The organism is Propioniciclava sp. LT432, assembly GCF_059515965.1.
In genome coordinates this window covers 84,028-101,924 of the sequence record NZ_JCAKNE010000019.1, presented here as the reverse complement: position 1 = coordinate 101,924, position 17,897 = coordinate 84,028, and the positions used below count along the sequence as shown (strand labels likewise).

Annotated in this window: 16 protein-coding genes and 1 riboswitch; of the genes, 5 read left to right on the top strand and 11 right to left on the bottom strand. The window is 68.5% G+C overall.

The genetic code is table 11. The features are described 5' to 3' along the window. Positions 1-132: 132 nt before the first annotated feature. Together AC5YDV_RS12205 and istA are read right to left on the bottom strand one after the other, a co-directional pair. Entirely contained in the window at positions 133-876 is a 744-nt protein-coding gene (locus AC5YDV_RS12205) for an ATP-binding protein (RefSeq protein ID WP_496181551.1), read from the bottom strand. Then, entirely contained in the window at positions 873-2,411 is a 1,539-nt protein-coding gene (istA, locus tag AC5YDV_RS12200; protein ID WP_496181550.1) for an IS21 family transposase, read from the bottom strand. The genes AC5YDV_RS12205 and istA overlap by 4 nt, the downstream gene beginning before the upstream one ends. A 221-nt stretch (positions 2,412-2,632) precedes the next feature. Here istA and AC5YDV_RS12195 point away from each other — a divergent pair, with 221 nt between their 5' ends. Together AC5YDV_RS12195 and AC5YDV_RS12190 are read left to right on the top strand one after the other, a co-directional pair. Next, positions 2,633-3,115 (top strand): RNA polymerase sigma factor, encoded by a 483-nt coding sequence (locus AC5YDV_RS12195; protein ID WP_496183605.1) that lies wholly within the window; start codon positions 2,633-2,635, stop codon positions 3,113-3,115. Between the two features lie 260 nt (positions 3,116-3,375). Next, entirely contained in the window at positions 3,376-4,263 is an 888-nt protein-coding gene (locus tag AC5YDV_RS12190) for a hypothetical protein (RefSeq protein WP_496183603.1), read from the top strand. A gap of 15 nt (positions 4,264-4,278) precedes the next feature. Here the strand turns inward: AC5YDV_RS12190 and AC5YDV_RS12185 are convergent, their stop codons facing one another. Beyond that, positions 4,279-7,377 (bottom strand): DEAD/DEAH box helicase, encoded by a 3,099-nt coding sequence (locus tag AC5YDV_RS12185; protein ID WP_496183602.1) that lies wholly within the window; start codon positions 7,375-7,377, stop codon positions 4,279-4,281. Between the two features lie 117 nt (positions 7,378-7,494). Then, positions 7,495-8,073 (bottom strand): nuclease-related domain-containing protein, encoded by a 579-nt coding sequence (locus tag AC5YDV_RS12180; protein WP_496192496.1) that lies wholly within the window; start codon positions 8,071-8,073, stop codon positions 7,495-7,497. Between the two features lie 465 nt (positions 8,074-8,538). Here AC5YDV_RS12180 and AC5YDV_RS12175 point away from each other — a divergent pair, with 465 nt between their 5' ends. Further along, positions 8,539-9,486 carry a GNAT family N-acetyltransferase gene (locus AC5YDV_RS12175; RefSeq protein WP_496183600.1) on the top strand — a complete coding sequence of 316 codons (948 nt, stop codon included), beginning with the start codon at positions 8,539-8,541 and terminating at the stop codon, positions 9,484-9,486. A 71-nt stretch (positions 9,487-9,557) separates the two neighbouring features. On the opposite strand, the gene AC5YDV_RS12170 is transcribed toward AC5YDV_RS12175, so the two are convergent. From AC5YDV_RS12170 to AC5YDV_RS12155, 4 genes are all read right to left on the bottom strand, one after another. Then, the gene (locus AC5YDV_RS12170; RefSeq protein ID WP_496183599.1) at positions 9,558-11,636 is read right to left on the bottom strand and encodes an ATP-binding cassette domain-containing protein; all 2,079 of its coding nucleotides are present in this window, start codon (positions 11,634-11,636) and stop codon (positions 9,558-9,560) included. Continuing rightward, positions 11,629-12,255 (bottom strand): ECF transporter S component, encoded by a 627-nt coding sequence (locus AC5YDV_RS12165; RefSeq protein WP_496183598.1) that lies wholly within the window; start codon positions 12,253-12,255, stop codon positions 11,629-11,631. Before AC5YDV_RS12165 ends, AC5YDV_RS12170 begins: the two co-directional genes overlap by 8 nt. Next, a complete protein-coding gene (locus AC5YDV_RS12160) occupies positions 12,252-12,872 on the bottom strand; it encodes a YkoF family thiamine/hydroxymethylpyrimidine-binding protein (RefSeq protein WP_496183597.1) in 621 nt (206 codons plus the stop codon). The genes AC5YDV_RS12165 and AC5YDV_RS12160 overlap by 4 nt, the downstream gene beginning before the upstream one ends. Before the next feature lie 84 nt (positions 12,873-12,956). Further along, positions 12,957-13,060: riboswitch (TPP riboswitch) on the bottom strand. A gap of 88 nt (positions 13,061-13,148) precedes the next feature. Further along, positions 13,149-14,411 (bottom strand): alpha/beta fold hydrolase, encoded by a 1,263-nt coding sequence (locus tag AC5YDV_RS12155; protein ID WP_496183596.1) that lies wholly within the window; start codon positions 14,409-14,411, stop codon positions 13,149-13,151. A 97-nt stretch (positions 14,412-14,508) separates the two neighbouring features. Here AC5YDV_RS12155 and AC5YDV_RS12150 point away from each other — a divergent pair, with 97 nt between their 5' ends. Together AC5YDV_RS12150 and AC5YDV_RS12145 are read left to right on the top strand one after the other, a co-directional pair. After that, positions 14,509-14,967, top strand: coding sequence for an SRPBCC family protein (locus AC5YDV_RS12150; protein ID WP_496183595.1), 459 nt, complete (start codon positions 14,509-14,511; stop codon positions 14,965-14,967). Position 14,968: 1 nt separating this feature from the next. Beyond that, on the top strand, positions 14,969-15,874 hold the full coding sequence (locus AC5YDV_RS12145; protein ID WP_496183594.1) for an NAD(P)-dependent oxidoreductase: 906 nt from the start codon (positions 14,969-14,971) through the stop codon (positions 15,872-15,874). Between the two features lie 9 nt (positions 15,875-15,883). Here the strand turns inward: AC5YDV_RS12145 and AC5YDV_RS12140 are convergent, their stop codons facing one another. The 3 genes from AC5YDV_RS12140 to AC5YDV_RS12130 are packed head-to-tail and all read right to left on the bottom strand — an operon-like array spanning position 15,884 to position 17,705. Further along, positions 15,884-16,381: a phage tail protein gene (locus AC5YDV_RS12140; RefSeq protein WP_496183593.1), complete on the bottom strand. Its 498-nt coding sequence runs from the start codon at positions 16,379-16,381 to the stop codon at positions 15,884-15,886. A gap of 9 nt (positions 16,382-16,390) precedes the next feature. Next, the gene (locus AC5YDV_RS12135) at positions 16,391-16,801 is read right to left on the bottom strand and encodes a DUF6916 family protein (protein WP_496183592.1); all 411 of its coding nucleotides are present in this window, start codon (positions 16,799-16,801) and stop codon (positions 16,391-16,393) included. A gap of 1 nt (position 16,802) precedes the next feature. After that, complete coding sequence (locus AC5YDV_RS12130) at positions 16,803-17,705, bottom strand: hypothetical protein (protein ID WP_496183591.1); 903 nt, start codon at positions 17,703-17,705, stop codon at positions 16,803-16,805. Positions 17,706-17,897 lie beyond the last annotated feature (192 nt).

Sequence of the window (17,897 nt, the reverse complement as noted above, 5' to 3'; positions counted from 1 at the left end):
TGGATATTGCGCTTGCTGAGGGCCGGTGTTCCGCTGGGGGGTGAGCCAGTGTTCCGGGGATCGGTGGGCCACGTCGACGGGATGGGTTGCCATGGTGCTGGGGCGGCCGCTTGGGCCGCCCCAGCGCTGTGGTTACTGCAGGTGAGTGAAGTGTTTGCGCAGGGAGTCGTCACAGTCCAGGACGGTGGCGTGCGCGTTGGTGGTGATCCGGTCGACGATGGCGTCGGCGAGGATCTTCTCTTCCATCCGGTCGTGCCACTGGCCCGGTGGTAGCTGGGAGCAGTAGATCGTGGAGGCGGTCTTGTGTCGTCGGTCGATCAGGGTGTGCAACTGCTGGACCTGGACCCGGGTGGGCGGGGTGAGGAACCAGTCATCGATGATCAACAACTCGACGTTGACCAGGGTGTCGAGGCAGCGCTTCTTGTCCCCGGTCCGTTCGGCGATGGTGATCCGGTCGAACAGTTCCCCGGCGGGCAGGTAGAGCACCTTGCGGTACTGCTGGCAGGCCTTGTTCCCCAGCGCGCAGGCGACGTAGGTCTTCCCCGCGCCGGTGGGTCCTTGCAGGATGACGTCTTGGTGCTTGACCAGGTAGGCGCCGACCGCGAGCCGGTGGATCAGCTCGAGGTCCATGCTGCGGCCGGGCATGGCTTTCAGGTCGGTCAGGTCGGCGGCGGGTTGGGCGAGGCAGGCTTGGCGGCGGAGCCGGTGCAGCTTGCTGTCGCGGCGTCTCTCGTATTCCCAGTCGACGGCCTGTTTGACCAACTCTGGACCGGTCAGGGTGGCGGCGGTCGTGGTGTCGGCGAGGTTCTCGAAGTACTCGGCCATCCCGGACAATCGCATCGTCTTCAAGCGGGTGAGGGTTTCCACATCGATCATGCTCGGCTCCCGTAGTAGTCGCTGCCGCGGACATAGCCGGCGTCGCCCAGGGAGGGGGCCGGCGGGGCTTGGGTGGGTGGGGTCCAGCCGGTCCACAGCTTCTTGATGAGCGTGTAGGAGGGGGCGGGGGTGGCCGCCAACGCCCGCGTGCAGGTGTCCTCCAGGCGGGCCATGCCGCCGGGCTTGGTGGCCAGCGACATCACCCCCAGACAGGACCGGTAGGACTGCTCGACGATCTGGCGGGACGCCAGGATCGCCCCGATCGCCGCTTGGGTGTTCGGGCCCACCGTGGCGGCCCACTGCTCGAATCGTTCCGGCGTCCAGTCGACCAGTCGGCTGCGGTGGGTGGCGGGCATGTGGGCCGGCAGGGTCGCATACCGGCCCGACACCCCTTGGAAGCGGGGGTGGGACGCGACCCGCTCGATCCCGTCGAAGACCTCCACGATGCTCGTGGTGAGGCGCACATCCAGGGATTGGCCGATCAACCGGGAAGGGACGGAGTAGAAGTTCTTGTCGACCTGGACGTGGTAGTTCGGGCCGACCTTGGCCTTGCGGAGCTCGGCCAACTCGAACCGGACCGGCGGCAGCGGTTGCAACAGTGGCTTCTCGTCGCGTTCGAACACGATCTGCCGGGAGTCCTCCCGCTTCTGGAACGGACGCGCGTTGATGGCAGCGACTTCGGCGAAGATGGCCTCGTTCAACTCGGCCAACCCGACGAACTGCCGATTGCGGAGCACCGCCGCGACCTGCCCCGCGACGAACCGGACGCTCCCTTCGACCACTGCCTTGTCGCGGGGACGTTTCACCCTGGCCGGGATGACCGCGGTGCCGTAATGCTCGGCCAACCGGGCATAGGCGGGGTTCAACGCCGGCTCGTAGCGGTCCGACCGGGACACCCCGGTCCGCAGGTTGTCCGGCACCAGGAGCCGGGCAGCACCCCCGAAATCCTCCAGGGCGTGCACGTGCGCGTCGATCCACGACCCGAGCGTCATGTCCGGGAACGCCTCCACATACGTGTAGGCCGAATACGACAGTGCGGCCACGAACACCCACCCCTGTCGTGGTTCGCCGGTCAGCGGGTCGGCGTAGGCCATCGGGTCCCCGGCCCAGTCGACCTCGATCGACTCGCCCGGGTTGCGCTGGATCCGCATCGACGCGCCGGTGGCCTTCGCCCACCGCCGGTACTGTTCGTTGAAGAACGAGTACTGGTAGGGCACCTCGCCGGTGGCGCGGCAGTTGGCCACGTACTCGTTCCACAACACCAGCAGCGTCACCGACGGCCGTCCCAGCTCCCGGTGCACGTGCTCGAAGTCTGGTGTGGCCCGGTCCGAGTCCGGCTTGGCCGGTTCGGGCAGCAACAGCCGGCGGACCTCGTCAGCCCCGAGGTCCGTCACCTGCTCGAACCCGACCCCCGCCGAGTCCGCCGCAGTGAACACCGCCGCCACCGTGTTACGGGAACACCCCAACACGTCCGCGATCCCACGCTGACTGACCCCCTCAGCTCGCAGCCGAAGGATCTGTTTGTAGTCGACCATGAAGGCGACTTCCTCTCGTCACGCCGTACCCCAACGGCACGGCGCGACGAACGTCCCACACGAAAACCCGAGCGCCGCCACGGTCCACCGCGCCCCGTCGCCGTGGCTCACCGCCCACCGGACCACTGGCTCACCCCACAACGGAACACCGGCCCTCACCGAGCGCAATATGCATCGGCATCACGGGACGTTGGGTGGGGGACGACCGACGAGAGGACCCCATGGACGCCGACGCATTCGACGAGTACTTCTCAACGAAGTACCGCGTCCTCGTCGGCCACGTGACGGCCATGTGGGGCAACCGAGACGAGGGGTCGGACGCCGTGCAGGAGGCGTTCGTCCGGGCGTGGTCGAGGCGACGTGAGTTCGGACGCCACCCCCACCCGGACGCCTGGATCCGCACGGTCGCCCGCAACTTGCTGACCGACGGCTGGCGCAAGAAGCGTCGTCACACGACGCTGGAGTTCGAGCCGGCCGCCAAGGCCATCGACTCGGACGCCCGGGTCAGCCTGCAGCGCGCCATCCGCGAGCTGCCGCCCAACCAGCGGGACGCCATCGTCCTCCACTACCTCGCCGACCTGCCGGTCGACCGCGTGGCCGAGGAGCTGGGTGCCCAGCCGGGCACCGTGCGCGTGTGGCTCTCCCGCGGACGCGTCCGCCTCGGCGTCCTGCTCGAAGACGACAAGGAGCACCACCATGCGTGAAGAGGAACTCCGCGATCTGCTCACCGGCTACACCGCAGAACCGCTCCCCATCCCGTCGCCCAGCCAGATCCGCGGACGCGCTACGCGCCGGCGGCCACTCCAGCTGCCGCACCCACCCCCTCGTTGACGCCTCCACCCACCCCCGCGCTGTCCTGCCAGGAGATCCGGACGGCTTGGCGTGACGCCTTGACCACCCGGGTCACGCTGCCGAAGATTCTGGGCTCCGACCCGTCTGTGATGCGCCTGCGGACGACGGGACGGTGGCCCGGGGGACCGTCGACGGACGCGTGGTGCTGCGGGTCTTCCCGGACGGTCTGGGTGGCGACTCCTATGCCCTGCCGAAGCTCAGCCAGGGGGCGAACCCCATCGTCTTCGACCTGACAGGCGAGAGGGTCATCTACGGCGAGTACTCGCACTCGAAGGGCAAACTCGGCTCGGTCAAGGTGTTCGTCAAGGACGGTCGCAAGGCCCAACCACGGACGGTGCTGGACTGGTCCTACGCGGGGGACGGCGACTACATGCGGTTGCCGATCTGGTTCCAGGGCGACACGTTGCGGTGGCCGCAGGCTCAAGGCGCCCACGACGCACCACCCCAACATCAGCGCGTCTCGATCATGGAGCTTCCCTTGGACGCGCCCGGCGCCAAGCCGCGTCAGGTGTTGGATGCAGGGACCGGAGCCTTCGTCGCGGGACCGTCCAACGACCAGGTGCACATCTTCCACAGGCCGGGCGAATACGAGACCTACGACTCCCGGACGAAGGAGCCGGAACCCATTCCCGACGCGGTGCGGGACCTTGACCGACTTGATCGCAGTGGTCAGTGGGTCCTCTACAGGCCGAAGCCGGATTCTGAGGAGGTCGGGGTGTACGACCTGGAGACCAATGAGTCCCGCGCTCTCTTGAAGGGCGACTACCAAGCGATTTCCTTCAGTGGGAACCTCGCGCTCGTCACCCAGGCGCGGCGCGTGTTGTTGGCCGACCTCCGAACGGGCAACACAGTCGAGCTCATGGACGACAACCCCGTGGGCGTGCCGGGGTACGCGATCGCAGGTCCGTTCGCTTCGCGGGTGCGAGGCCATATCCCAGGCGATCCCGGCGTTGTGGTTCGCGCGGACGCGCTGCCTAGGTCGATTCCGGATGGGTGCTGAGTCTCGCTGTTCTGATCATCCGGCCTCGACGGTGGCCTGGATGAACTGATCTTCCGGCATGGGCCGATCGAGTCGCCATACGAACTCGATGGGCTTCTCGTTGCGGTGAGAGAGGTACTCGGCGGTTCCCAAGAGCAGGTATGGGGCTCCCTTACCAAAGGCGTTCGTCCCGCTGTTACGAACGCAGAGCAGGATCTGTGTTCCGGCCTCGCGGTGGTTGATGTAGCGGCGACCCGTGGGCGAGTCTGCGCTCGTCGTTGACTGGCTCTCCCAGTGGAACTGGGTCGGACTGAGCGCATAGTCGCGGTACATCGTGGTCGGGCTGAAGGAGCTGGCGTCCTTGTTGAGCGTGACCAAGAAGGCATCCGTGGCGCGACTCCGTGAGTAGAGGACGCCTTCTCGCATCGCGGAAGGCCTACGCGTCAGGGTTGCCTCTCCGAGGGCAGCCATGAGCTCCTCACGGTTGTAATGAGCATGACTTCGCAACGGGGTGAGCGCGAGGCTTCCCTTCAGAGGGCGCGCGATATGTCGCGCTTGGGCGAAGGCAATGGCCAGGACCTGAACGAGTTCGTCGCGGACAGCTGGCTCCTGCCGCAAAGCCGATGCCGCCCCGGACAGGGACTCGAACGGCATCGACGGCCAGAGCGAGAAGAGCAACATGTCGGCGTACTGCCGCACCGGCGCGTCGAGATCTTCATAGCGCGGTGCGTCATCATCCAGGAGTGTCAGGTACGCCTCATACCGGTCACGGTCATCAACGTGCGCCAGCACTTTGGCCCGCTTGAGCAGCGAAGTCTCGTTCGGGCCGCCGACCCGTGTGGGAAGGCCAGCACCCCTGCGGGCTTCGGTCCAACTGTGGCCTTTCAAGATGTCACTCAAGTCAAGGCCCTCGGCCTCGAGGAACGTAGCGAGCGTGACATCCCCCGTGTCGCGCAGTCGGGTGGTGAGGGTCCTCCAGTTCGAGAACACCTGGCGCGCAATGTTCTCCAGCACCAGTTCCTCAGACTGTCGATCCAAGATGATCTGAGTGCCGGCAGGGAGGAAGGGGAACTTCTGCTGAATCGCAGTCTTCAAGTGACCGCGGGGGATGCCCGTCATGGCGGTGAAGCGCTGGTCGAACCGGTAGTTGACGTTGTGGTTCCCCACGAAGTCGAGCGCTGTGAGCACGGCCTTGTCCTTGGCTCGGCGGAGACCGCGCCCGAGTTGCTGCAAGAAGATGGTGGGGCTCTCCGTCGGGCGGAGGAAGAGCACGGTGTCGACGTCAGGGAGGTCCACTCCCTCGTTGTAGAGGTCGGCAGTGAAGATGATGTTGATCTCCCGACGGGCGAGTTGGCCTAGGGCTTCTTTTCGCACGTTCTTGGGGGAGCTGCCGCTGAGTGCCAGTGCCGGAATGCCTGCATCCCTGAACGCCCGGGCCATGTACTCTGCGTGTCCGACCCCGACGCAAAAGCCCAGCGCGCGCATCCGGTGCACGTCGGTGAGCTTGTCGTCCAGTTCTCTGAGGACGATTCTCGTCCGTGCATCATTCCCTGTGAAGATCCCCTCCAGGGTGCTGGGGTCGTACCTGCCACGGGTCCAGGCCACGTGTGAAAGATCCGTACCATCGGCGATGGCGAAGTAGTGAAACGGCACGAGAAGGTCGGCAGCAAGTGCATCCCAGAGTCGCAACTCGGAGGCGACGTGGTAGTCGAAGAACTTGCGCACATCCACGCCGTCCGCCCGTTCGGGCGTTGCTGTCAGTCCCAGCAGCTCCAACGGTTCGAAATGTTCCATGATCCGCTGATAGCTCGCCGCTTCCGCGTGGTGGAACTCGTCGATGACGACGACCTCGAACTGCTGTGGAGCGAACTGTCCGAGCGCCTGCGGCGAGAAGGACTGCACCGACGAGAAGATGTGTCGCCACTGACTGGGTTGTTCGCCGCCGACGTAGAGCTCGCCGAAGTTGGCATCACCAAGCACTTCCCGGTAGGTACGCAGAGCTTGGTGCAGGATTTCTGCGCGATGAGCTACGAAGAGGAGGGTCGGTCTTCTGCCTGCGGCGTCCGCAAGGCGCTTGTAATCCAACGCCGCGATGACGGTCTTGCCTGTCCCCGTGGCTGCCACGAGCAGATTGCGATGTCTTCCGTGCACTTCGCGCTCTACTGAGAGTTCCTCCAGCATCTGGACTTGATGGGGGTAGGGGCGAACCTCCAGCCCCGACAAAGTAATCGTCGCGCGGTCACTGCCACTTCCCCCTGCCTGACGCAGGGCCAGGTCAAGTTGCCCGGCATCGCGAGCAGGGTCATAGGACTGAAAGGCCGGATCCTGCCAATAGGTATCAAAGGTGGCTTTGAACTTTCGCAGGAGGTGTGGTGTCGCGACTGTCGTGAGCCGGACATTCCATTCGACTCCGTCCAGCAGCGCTGACTTGGATAGGTTCGACGAGCCCACGTAGGCGGTGTCGTAGTTGGTGTTGCGTTCAAACAGCCAGGCCTTCGCGTGAAGTCGAGTGCGCTCGACCTCATAGTTGACCTTGACCTCGGCTCCAAAGTCACGGACGAGACGGTCCAGGGCGCGCCTATCAGTCGCACCCATGTACGTGGTCGTGATGACACGCAGCGGCACGCCCCGGCGGCGTACTGCGTCCAGTTCCTTCTCCAGAGTGCGTAGACCGTGCCACTTGATGAACGCACACAACAGATCAACGCGATCGGCGCTACCGAGTTCGGTGCGGATCTCAGTGCCGAGTGCCGGCTCGCCGATGGTGTTGGTCAGCAGGGCCGGTTGGCCCAGTGGAGTTACCGGCGCATCCGAGTAGCGAGCCTCAGTGCCCAACTGATCGGGGCGGCGAAGGGCCACGAGTCTTTGAGGTGAAGTAACGCGCTGCTCGGGCAGTCCTAGGTGATCGAGAACCTCGTTGACAACATCAACGCGCTGGTCCGGCTTGGTCTGAGCTAGCCGACCTGTGAGGGACGACATCACATGTCGAGACAGCACGTCGATCTCTTCGTCAACCCCCAACTTCCTCAAGGTGGCTCGAAAGGTGCTTTCGGCTACCGCCTCATCCAGGGCTTGCGTCTCGACCGCGTCGTAGAGACCTTCAACCAACGAGTCGGGGGCGACTTCACTGTCCACCGGGCCAGGATGTCAGACAGGAGTGAACAGCGTGGGGGTGGCGCCGTACAGGCCCTTAGCAAGCAGAGAGGCGTGGTGCGTTCCCCCAGGGCTCTGGAGGGTCCAGGTCTTGGTACTTCACATCGGGCGGGAGGGCCGCTGACGTCGAGTGCGAGCCTCCGGTCCCGCCCACGTCCAGCTGATCCTTGCGCGCGCGTACAGGCGGTCCACTTGGGCACGAGTCAGGGTCTCGGGGAATGATTCCAAGAGGCCGACCAGGCGCTTTCGGTTGATGACCAGCACGTCCTCCGGGTATTCCCGTATCGTCATTGAGTTCGCATCGACAGGCACGACGATGCCCGTCACAACGACGTCCTCGTTGATGGCAGCTGAGAGGAGACGGCCGGCCCGACGGGCCTCATGACGGCTGTTGCGGACATACGGGCAGCGTGTTCCGTTGACCATGAACGTGTCGCCGGCGACCCAGATCTTCGCCTTGGGGTGGTGCTTGGCGTTGAGCGTGAACACACCGGCCGGGCCAATAACCAGGTGATCGATGTCTGCCCCATGCTCACCGACAGGGATGGAGTTCAGAAAGACCCAACGCTGATCCCGGGCGACGAGCTTCTCAAGTTCGGCCGCCACCTTTCGCTCTCCGATGGCGCCGCGTTCCCACGTCGAGTAAGCGTGCTTGCCAAGGAAGATTCGTCGCAGCAATGTAGGCCGTTGACCCTCAGCATGAGCTTGCGCGATCTGACCCTGCAGCTGAAGCCCGGGCGAATTTCTCGCCAAGTCCACCAGGGGTTTCCCGGCCGGGGGTGGGAAGTGGGCGCTCGACGCGCCTCTCAGGGGAGGCGGAGCGGAAGGCTCGGGCGCAGCAGGGGCCTGGATGGGCGTCGGATCCGCCTCCGGCCCTTGGTCTGAGTACCACTGCTGCAAGGCCACGTGAAGGAGCAGTTCACTGCCCTCATAGTCCGGATGGACCTGCTGGCTCAGGAGATCGCACCAGCCGGCGTTGATGCCTCGGTCGTCCTTGACGTACAGCCTGTCCTGGCCGCCCCCACGCCACCGAACCACCATCATGGCCGGACAGTACCGGAATTGCCTCGTCCCGAATGGGTTTCGCAATTTCGGGGAAAATGGGAGGGATTAGCTGACGCATCCGTGCCTTACCATCTCCCCATGGCCGCGCTGCTGCAGAGGCTGCGCACGATCTGCGAGTCGTTCCCCGAAGTGAGCGAACGACCCAGCCATGGCGCGCCGACGTGGTTCGTGCGCGACAAGACCTCCTTCGCCACCGCCTGGCTCGACGGCCACCACGACATCGACTACCCGCACCTCTGGATTGCGGCGGCCCCCGGCGTCCAGGAAGTCCTCGTGGGGAGCCGTCCAGACACGTTCTTCCGTCCGCCGTACGTCGGCCACCGCGGCTGGGTCGGCGTCCGGCTCGACCGCGAGCCTGACTGGGACGAACTGGCCGACCTGCTCACCGACGCCTACCGCCAGGTCGCACCGAAGCGCCTCGTCGCTCAGATGCCCGACCGCGAGCCCGAGACCATGGGCAAGCCCATCCAAGTCGTCCCCGTCTCAGCCGAGCGCTGGCCGGACGTGGAGGTCGTCTTCGGCACCCGTGGTGACCCATCCTGGTGCTTCTGCCAGTTCTTCCTCACCACGGGCCGCTCGTACGAGGAGTCTGCCGAACGCAACCGCGAGGCGCTGTGCGCTCAAGTGACCCACCAACCGCCGCCCGGCCTGCTCGCGTACCGGGGCCCGGAGCCGGTGGGCTGGGTCCAGGTTGGGCCGCGGGCGTCCTTCCCCCGCATCACCACCAGCCGGACCACGGCGAGCCTCGATTCGGACGGTATCTGGCGCTGCACCTGCTTCGTGGTCCGTGTGGGTCATCGTCGCCAGGGCGTCTCACGCGCGCTGCTGGCCGGAGCGATCGAATACGCCAAGAACCAAGGCGCCACCCAGTTGGAGGCCCACCCGGTCGACGTCGCAGCCAAGGGCGGGAAGGTCCCCAGCTCGAACCTCTACCACGGTGCACTCTCGATGTTCACCGACGAGGGCTTCGTCGAGGTGTTGCGGACGCGTACGGACCGCCCCGTCGTCCGGCTGTCCCTCCTCTGACGACCACGTCCAGGAGCGGGCAAGCGTTGGGACGTGGTCGGCTGAGGCCATGTTGAAAGACCCCTTCGTGGTCAGCGGGCGCCGATACCAACCGCCGCGATCGCCACCACGACCGCCCCGGCCCCGGCCAACGCGGCGAGCAGGATGTCGCGCCAGCCCCAGCGCACCGGGCGCCACACGGTGCGAGGCGTCCGTCCCAGGCCCCGTGCCTCCAGGGCTTCGGCGAGTTGCTGGCCGCGGCGCAGGGCCACGACGACCAACCCGAACGCCGACCGTCCGAAGGCCGACAGCCACGCGCGGCGTCCGACCCCTACGCGGCGCGAGCGCACGGCGTGGGCCGCGCGGATGGTGCGCCACTCGTCGGGGAGCAGCTCGAGCAGTCGGTAACCCGCCAGGAGCGCGTACGCGTACCTGGCCGGGAGCCGCGCCTGCACATGTGCGGCGTTGACGAAGCGCACGGCGTCCGTGCTGAGCACAAACATCGAAGCCAGGCCGCCGATCGCCAGCGTTCGTGCGGCCAGCGCCAACCCCAGTTCCAGCCCCGGCGCCGTGACCACGATGCCGCCCCAGCCGGCCAGCGGCTCGCCGGGGCGGCTGACGAGGTTGACCATGAAGGTCGACAGCGCGAACCAGAGAACCGGCACCTGGAACCTCAGCGCCCGGCGCAGCCGCACGCGGGCGAGCGCCGGGAGTGCAGCCGCGGCCGCGAGCCAGACCCCCAGCACCGGCCAGAAGGCGGTGGTGGCCAGGAGCCCGACGCTGGCCCAGAACGTGACCAGGAACTTCAGCACCGGGGAACAGCGGGCCAGGAACGAGTCCGGTACCCGGTCCGGGGCCGGCGGCCGGTCGTCCGTGGTGCGGGCGGCGAGCTCAAGCCGCGCATCGGCGAGCCGGTCGGCCAGCTCCCTATCGTGCGTGGCCAGCAGGATCGCCCGCCCCTCGTCGCGCAGCGACCGGACCAGCGATTCCACCGCCGCCACACCGGCGTCGTCGAGGCCGAAGGTCGGCTCGTCGAGCAGCAGCACGGGGTGGTCTTGGACCGCCATCGCCACCACGGAGAGCCGGCGCTGCTGGCCCAGCGACAGCGTGTGGGGGCTGCGGTCCTCGAGCCCGGCAAGCCCCACGCGCCGCAACAGCGCCTCCGCCCGCTCGACCGACGCCCCGTACGCTGCCTCGGCCAGAACGGTCGTGGCGATGAACTGGTTCTCCGGACGCTGGAACACCATCCCCACCTCGCCGGCCCCGGCCGCGGGGACGCCGGGCAGCACCCCCGCCAGCGCCATCAGCAGCGTGGTCTTGCCCGACCCGTTCGGACCCATGAGCACCGTCACTGAACCGGCGCGCAGCCTGACATGCGCGCCGTCGACGACGACTGGGCCCTCAGGCTCGCGGCGCACGCCGGTCAGGGTGCGGTCGAGCACGACCTCTCCCGGACGCCCAGCGCTGCGGTCCCGCTCCACCGCTGCAGGCGTGCCGAGGCGGACCACAGCGTCCGGGAGCAGCCCCGCCCGCTGGAGCTCACGCGCCCGGTGCTCGACGATGATGGCGGCGGGTCCGCCCCGACCCAGTTCGCGACGCAACAGCGCGGCGACCGACGCAGCAGCGTCCGGATCGAGCATGCTCAGGGGCTCGTCGAGCAGCACGACCTCCGGCTCGGCGACGAGCGTCGCGGCGAGCGCCACGCGCTGCTGCTCACCGCCCGACAGCTGGTTCGTGCGGCGGTCGAGCAGGTGCGTGATGCCGAGGCGTCCGGCGACCGCCTGCACCCGCGGGCCGATGGCCTCGCGGGGCAGGCCGGCGTTCTCGAGGGGCAGCGCCAGCTCGTCGCGCACGTGGGCCAGGCACAACGACGACGCCGGGTCCTGGGCCAGGAAGCCCAGCCACGCGGCGCGCTCCCACGGTGGGTCGAGGGTGACATCCCGGTCGCCGTGCCGGACGCCGCCCCACAGGTCGCCGGCGCGGGCGTGCGGCACCAGCCCCGCCGCCACCGCGAGCAGCGTCGACTTGCCCGAACCCGACGGGCCGGTCAGCGCCACGATGCCGCCGGCGGGCACCTCGACGCTGACCCCGTCCACCACGGTGTTCCCGTCATGGGCGACCGTGATGCCCTCCAGCGCCAGCGGTGCGGCCAAGGCGATCTGTTCAGCCACGGCGCGGCGACGCCGCACGTCCGGCCGGCAGGTCGCGCAGGACACCCGTGCGCAGGAGCGCCCGCGCGACCAGCCAGCCCAGGACGCCGCACAACACCAGCCCGGAGGCGAGGTGCAGCACCAGCCGGGTTTCGAACAGCGCCTGCCCCAGCCAGCCGAACCGGATCGTCGCGTAGACGAAGCTGAACACGGCCGTGGTCAAGCCCGACACCAGGAACGCGAGGAGGTCGTACCGGCGGTAGCGGAACAGGGCGAAGCCCACCTCGGAGCCCAGCCCCTGGATCGTCGCCGACAGCAGCAGGATCGGCCCGACCGGACTGCCGAGGAACACGACCTCGATGACGGACGCCATGACCTCGGCGACCAGGCCCGCGCCGGGCTTGCGCACCACGAAGAGGGCCAGTGGCGCGACGACGAACCAGCCCCCGATGAGGACGTTCTGGGCGAGGTCGCCGAGGGGCCCGAGCGCGATCGCGAGGGCGTTCCAGCCCTGGACGAGCAGGTAGTACAGGAAGCCGAACACCACGCCCAGCGTGACGAGGGCGAGAATCTCCTTGAGCCCGAAGCCGGCGGTCTTCGGCGCGCGGACGGGCTGGGTGTGGTCTGTCTGGTGGGTCATCGCTGCTCCTGGGGTGAGTTGATCGACAGGGACACATGGCTCGTGACGTGCTGCACGTCCGCGCCCACGGCGCGCCAGGCACTCATGACGAGGGTGAGGACCTCGGCGACGTCCCCGCGCAGGCGGGTGACGTAGTGGTCCGACCCGTCGTAGAGGCCGGCGTCCTTGGCCTGCTGGATCGCGGCCATTATCGGGCCCATGTGGTCGGTGGTTGCGCCATCGACCAGCGGGTACAGCGACCACTCGGCGACCGCGGTGACGCCCACGGCGTCCACGGCCAGAGGCTCGTCGGACGCCCAGGCCCCACCGCGCAGGTCGCAGGAGACCTCGCCCGGACAGCCGCGGGAGAGGAGCACGGACGCCGCAAGGTGCTCCCCGCCGGTACGGCGCGCCGCGGCGCCCACGAGCGCGGTGAGGTAGCGCAGCAGGCCGGACTCGTCACCGCCCACGAAGGTGCTGACCTCGCCGGTGCTGGTCTGGAGGTCTCCCCTGGCGGGTTCGGCATCCGCGAGGGCGCCCAGGATGATGTCGACGAAGCGGGCGGACATCGGGTGCAGCGACACACGCGCCCCGACGCCGTAGGTGGTGGGGGTCGGTGCCCCCGAGGCGGGTTCCATCTCTTCCTTTCCCGCCCCCGGATGTGGGTCGGGACACCCCGCGCACGCGCTGCTGGCGCGAGCGTCGGGGTACGGACGCCGCGGTCGCGGCACCCTGCCCAACTCCCTCCGCTGGTGTTACCCAGTTCAGGTTCCACGGGTCTGCCGGATGGCACTCTCAGCGCTGGCGCGCTCCCCGGGGGCAATGCGATGGCCACGTTAGCCGATTGCGGCCGCGATTCTTGCGAGGCACGTCCGGCCGTGAGAGGTCCGAGCCGATCCGCTAGCGCAGACCGGTCACAACCAACGGCGTCCGGACAACAACCCGATCAGGTGGTCGAGGACGGCCGGATCCATGCGCAGGCCGTTGTGCTCGTACTCGCTGGTCACCCAGGTCCGGCAGTCGGGGAGCATGGTCGCGGTCTCGAGCGAGTACACCAACGGGACGAACACGTCGTGGGCGTACACCGCCGCGACGACCGGGACGTCCGCCTGGGCCAACTTCTCCGGGAAGTACAGCTGGTTCCACTCGTGCTCGGCGAGGAGGTCGGCCACCTCGGCGTACGGGCTGAACTCCGAACTCTGCGCGAACAGCGACCGGTGGAGGTGCTCGCCGCCGAACAGGGTCGGGTCGTCGCGCACGGCGTCCGGCATGGTGCGGTCGGCCGACCACTGGGTGCGGACGCCGTCGGCGTAGCTCGACTCGTGCAGCACCGCATAGATCGGGTTGCGGCCGTGGAAGGGCAGTGCCGCGGCCAGGTCGTGGGCGAACCCGGGCGAGGTGTGGTCGAGCTCCAGCAGGTAGTGGATCTGCTCGAAGCCGCCCTGCATGCCCAGGCGTCCGCCGATGGTGCGGAACCAGTCCGGGCCGACCCGGTCACCGTTGGGCAGGCGCAGGGCACCGTCGGACGCCAACCCGACCAGCTCGCGCACCCGGTCGCGGTCGCCCGGAAACCGTCGGTAGTACTCCTCGGATCGACCCATCATCAGCTTCCACGTCGCCGAGTAGACGTCGTCGATGGGGTGCTGCACGGCGGTCAGGCCCCCGGTGATGATGGCGCCGGCGAGGCTCTCGGGGTGCACCGACAGGTAGTGCACCGAGGTGAATCCGCCGAATGACTGCCCGAGCAGCGTCCATTGCTCGGCGCCGAGCGCCTCACGGACCAGTTCGCAGTCGTTCACGATCTCGTCCGCGCGGAAGTGGGTGAGGTACTCCGCCGCCGCTTCCGGCCGGTCCAGCCCGGCCGGGCCCACGGCGTCCGGCCCGACCGGGGTCGAACGCCCGGTGCCACGCTGGTCGAGCATGACGACCTGGTAGTCCTCGAGCGCGCGGGGGAGCCAGGCGGGATTCGTGGGGAGCGACAGGGTGGGACGCGGCGCCTCGTTGCCGGGGCCACCCTGGAGGAAGACGAGGTACGGCTTGTTCTGCCCACCCTCGCCGGTGACGACGCGTGCGAACACCTCGATGGTTCCCCGGCTGGGATCGTCGTGGACGAGTGGCGCGTCGACGATGAGGTTCGTGCACGTCAGTCCGGGTAGATGGTCAACCGTGGTTCGCATGCGTTCAGGCTAGGGCGCAGACACTGTTCTGGACTCGGTTGGCAATGGCCACGGTTTCGTGGAAACAATGGAAGGGTTCTGCACGAGGGAGTTTCACATGGGTGTCCACAGCCGAAGCATCACGGCAGCGGTTGATCCGACGGTCGTCTGGCAGCGCTGGACCGACGTCGAGAACTGGCCCGCCGACGACCCCGACGTGGCCAAGGCGCAGTTGAACGGTCCCCTCACGAAGGGCGCGATCGGATGGATCCAGCCCAAGGGCGGGCGCAAGGCCCAGTTCAAACTGGTCGAGGTCGACAGCCACAAGCGGCGCTTCACCCTCGAGACCACGCTGCCGTTCGCGGTCCTGACGTTCGAGCACCGCCTCGACCGCCCCGAGCACCGCGAGGACGAGCACGAACCCCTCGCCGAGCTCGACCCGGACGCCTGGGTCCTCACCCACTCCCTCACCATCACCGGCCCCCTGACCCGTGTGTGGGACTTCATCGTGGGACGCTCCTTCGTCAAGGGCCTCCCCACGGTGCTGTACAACATCGTCCGCGCCGCCGCCGTCTGACATGACCCGCGTCGTCGTGTCCGGACGCGACGGCGACCGCGGACTCGGGGACCTCCTGCGGGCGTCCGGGTTGGACGTCCGCGTCGTGCCCCACCCCACGGACGCCGACCTCGCGTGGGCCGACTGCATGGCCGGCTTCCGCTGGCCCGAGGGCGCCACGCAGCGCGTCCGGTGGATCCACGTGACCGGGCTCGGCATCGATCGCATGTCCGACGCACCGCGTCCGGACCTGATGACCCGCACCGTCGGCACCATGCCCCTCCAGATGGGCCGCTACGTCGCCGCGGCGGTGGCGTCCTTCGCCGAGCGCCACGACGACCTCGTCCGCGCGCAGGCGGCGGGGGAGTGGCTGGAGCTCGGCGTCCGCGAGTGGCCCACCTCTGCCCTCGTGCTGGGGACCGGGCTCGCCGCCCAGGGCGTCGCCCGGTCCCTGCGTGGGTTGGGGCTGGCCGTGGTGGGCGTGAACCGGTCCGGACGCGCTGCGCCCGACTTCGACCGCTGCGTGGGGTGGGCCGGCCTGGACGACGTGCTCGCGTCACGCCCGGGCGTCGTGGTGAACCTGTTGCCCCTGACCGACGCCACGCGCGACATGGTGGGGTCGGGCTTGTTCGAGCGTCTCGACGGCGCGCTGTTCGTCAATCCCGGACGCGGTGCGACCGTGGACGAATCCGCGTTGCAGGCGGCCCTGGCCTCGGGTCGGGTGGCGAAGGCCTGGCTGGACGTCCATCGCATCGAGCCGCTCCCGCGCGACCACTGGGCGTGGTGGCACCCGGGCGTCCGGGTCACCCCGCACCTGGCCGCCATGACCCGCGCCGAGGACGCAGCCGCCGACCTGCTCGCGGCGCTGGACGCCCTCGAGCGCGGCGAGACGCCGCCGACAGCGGTGGATCCGGGCGCCTATCGCTGACGGAGTGCCTCAGTCCCGCGCCGGGTAGATGCCCACCAGCGCGATGCAGTAGTTCATCCCCAGGTAGGGCTGGATGTTGGTGTGGGGCGCCGATCCGCCCGCGGGGCTGGTCGCGGTCATCGACGTGTCCGCAACGGTGGCGTACTGGCCACCGAGGGCGGGCACGGCGTTGGTGGCCCGGTTGGTGGTCTGCAACTGGTTGGAGCCCGGCTGGCCGTGCACGTGTGCCGGCATCTCGGAGACGGTCAGCGTGACCGTCTCGACGCCGGCACTCTCACCCAGCTGGCGGTCGGAGAGCCCGGGGCCCTGGCCGAAGCCCATCGCCACCCTGCCCCGGAGGTCGGGCAGTGCGAACGTGGTTTGACCGTTGCCGCCGTAGGTGGTGCCCAGGAGGGAGAACAGCGCCGTGTTCTGGGCGATGGACAGGAGCTGCCCGTGGCAGAAGGCCCAGCCCCGCGGGGCGAAGTTGAAGCCGAACAGGCAGATCTGGCCGATGAAGGGTTCCATGGGGGCTCCTCAGAGAGTGGTGGGGTGGGACGGGGTCCAGCGGTTGATGATGGCCAGCAGGTGCTGATCGTGGGCCGAGCTGAACATCAGGTCCACGGGGGCGGTGGACGCGCTGGTGACGGCGTAGGTCCCGACCTCGGCCGGTGCCCGGCCGTGGACGCGGAACCGAAGGGAGAACACCTCGCCTGTGCCGGTCATGGGCTGGCGCCGCGCGACGTCAGTGACGGCGACCAGGGTGGCCGTGTACGTGCCCGCCGTGTTGCGGAGCGTGAAGCGATGACCGACCAACGCTTCGTGGTCGCGGCGGGTCACGAGGAAGCCGGCGCCCGATGACGTCCCGGCCCAGGCCTTGGGGGCCCAGGCCAAGCCGGCCGCTCCCGCGGTTGCGGCCACGACGAGGGTCCGGCGACTGAGCGGCATGTCAGCTGCCCAGGTTCGCCGAGAACGCGACGTCGCGCAGGAAGACGCCCGGCCCATGGACGACGCTCACACTCAGGGACGCACCCGCAGCGAACGTGGCGGTCCCGCTCGTGGAGCAACTGGTGGAGCCCACCGGAATCGTGCAGGTCACGGTCGTGGGCGTCGCACCATCCATGAGCGTGAACGTCACCTGGCTGCCGGAGGCATCGGCTCGGGCTGAGAACGCCGACACGGTCCCCCCGTTGGGGAGCACCGTCGCGACATCCGCAGCGGTGGTGCCGACGACCGTCTGACCGCCGAGGCCCAGATAGCCGGTGGTCTCCAGTGCGTCGACGAACGCCACTGAGCCGAAGAGGACGGGTGACCCGCCGGGCGGGCCCTGCGGTCCTGCCGGACCTTGGGGGCCGGTCGCTCCGGTCGCTCCGGTGGGGCCTGTGGGTCCTGCGGGGCCGGCTGGTCCTGCCGGGCCGGTCTCACCCGCCGGTCCCGTGGCGCCGGTGGGTCCCATGGGTCCTGCGGGGCCGGCCGGTCCTGCCGGGCCGATCTCACCTGCTGGACCGGTGGCGCCGGTGAGGCCCATGGGTCCTGCGGGGCCTGCTGGGCCTGCTGGGCCGGTCTCACCCGCCGGGCCGGTGGCGCCGGCGGGACCCGCCGGACCCTGCGGCCCGGGCTCCCCGATCTGGTTCCAGGTGAGTGTGTGCTCGTTCGATTTGCACTGCTGGCCGGCCTCCGCGTCGATGATCCGGAGGGCGCCGGAGGGCGCGTAGCAGGCGGTGATGACCCCCTGTGCACTGGGGACGGTGGCGGACGCCACCCCCACGGTCGTCACCCCGGCGAGCAGCACCAGCCCGCCGATCAGTACCCGGTGCCGACGATTGACCTGAGAACGAGACGGGTGGTCCATGGCACAACTCCTTGATCCCGGAAGAAGACACAAGTCGCGGGTGGCCCCGTCCCCAGGCACATGCTTGCAGGACAGAAATGCGCGCGTCGAGACCTCCAACGGGGAGATTTGGACAGATTTGATGGCTTTGTTGCCACCGTTGTGTTCGTGGGGGAACGGACGGGGGGCGGTCCTTTTGCCTGCCGGGGAAGC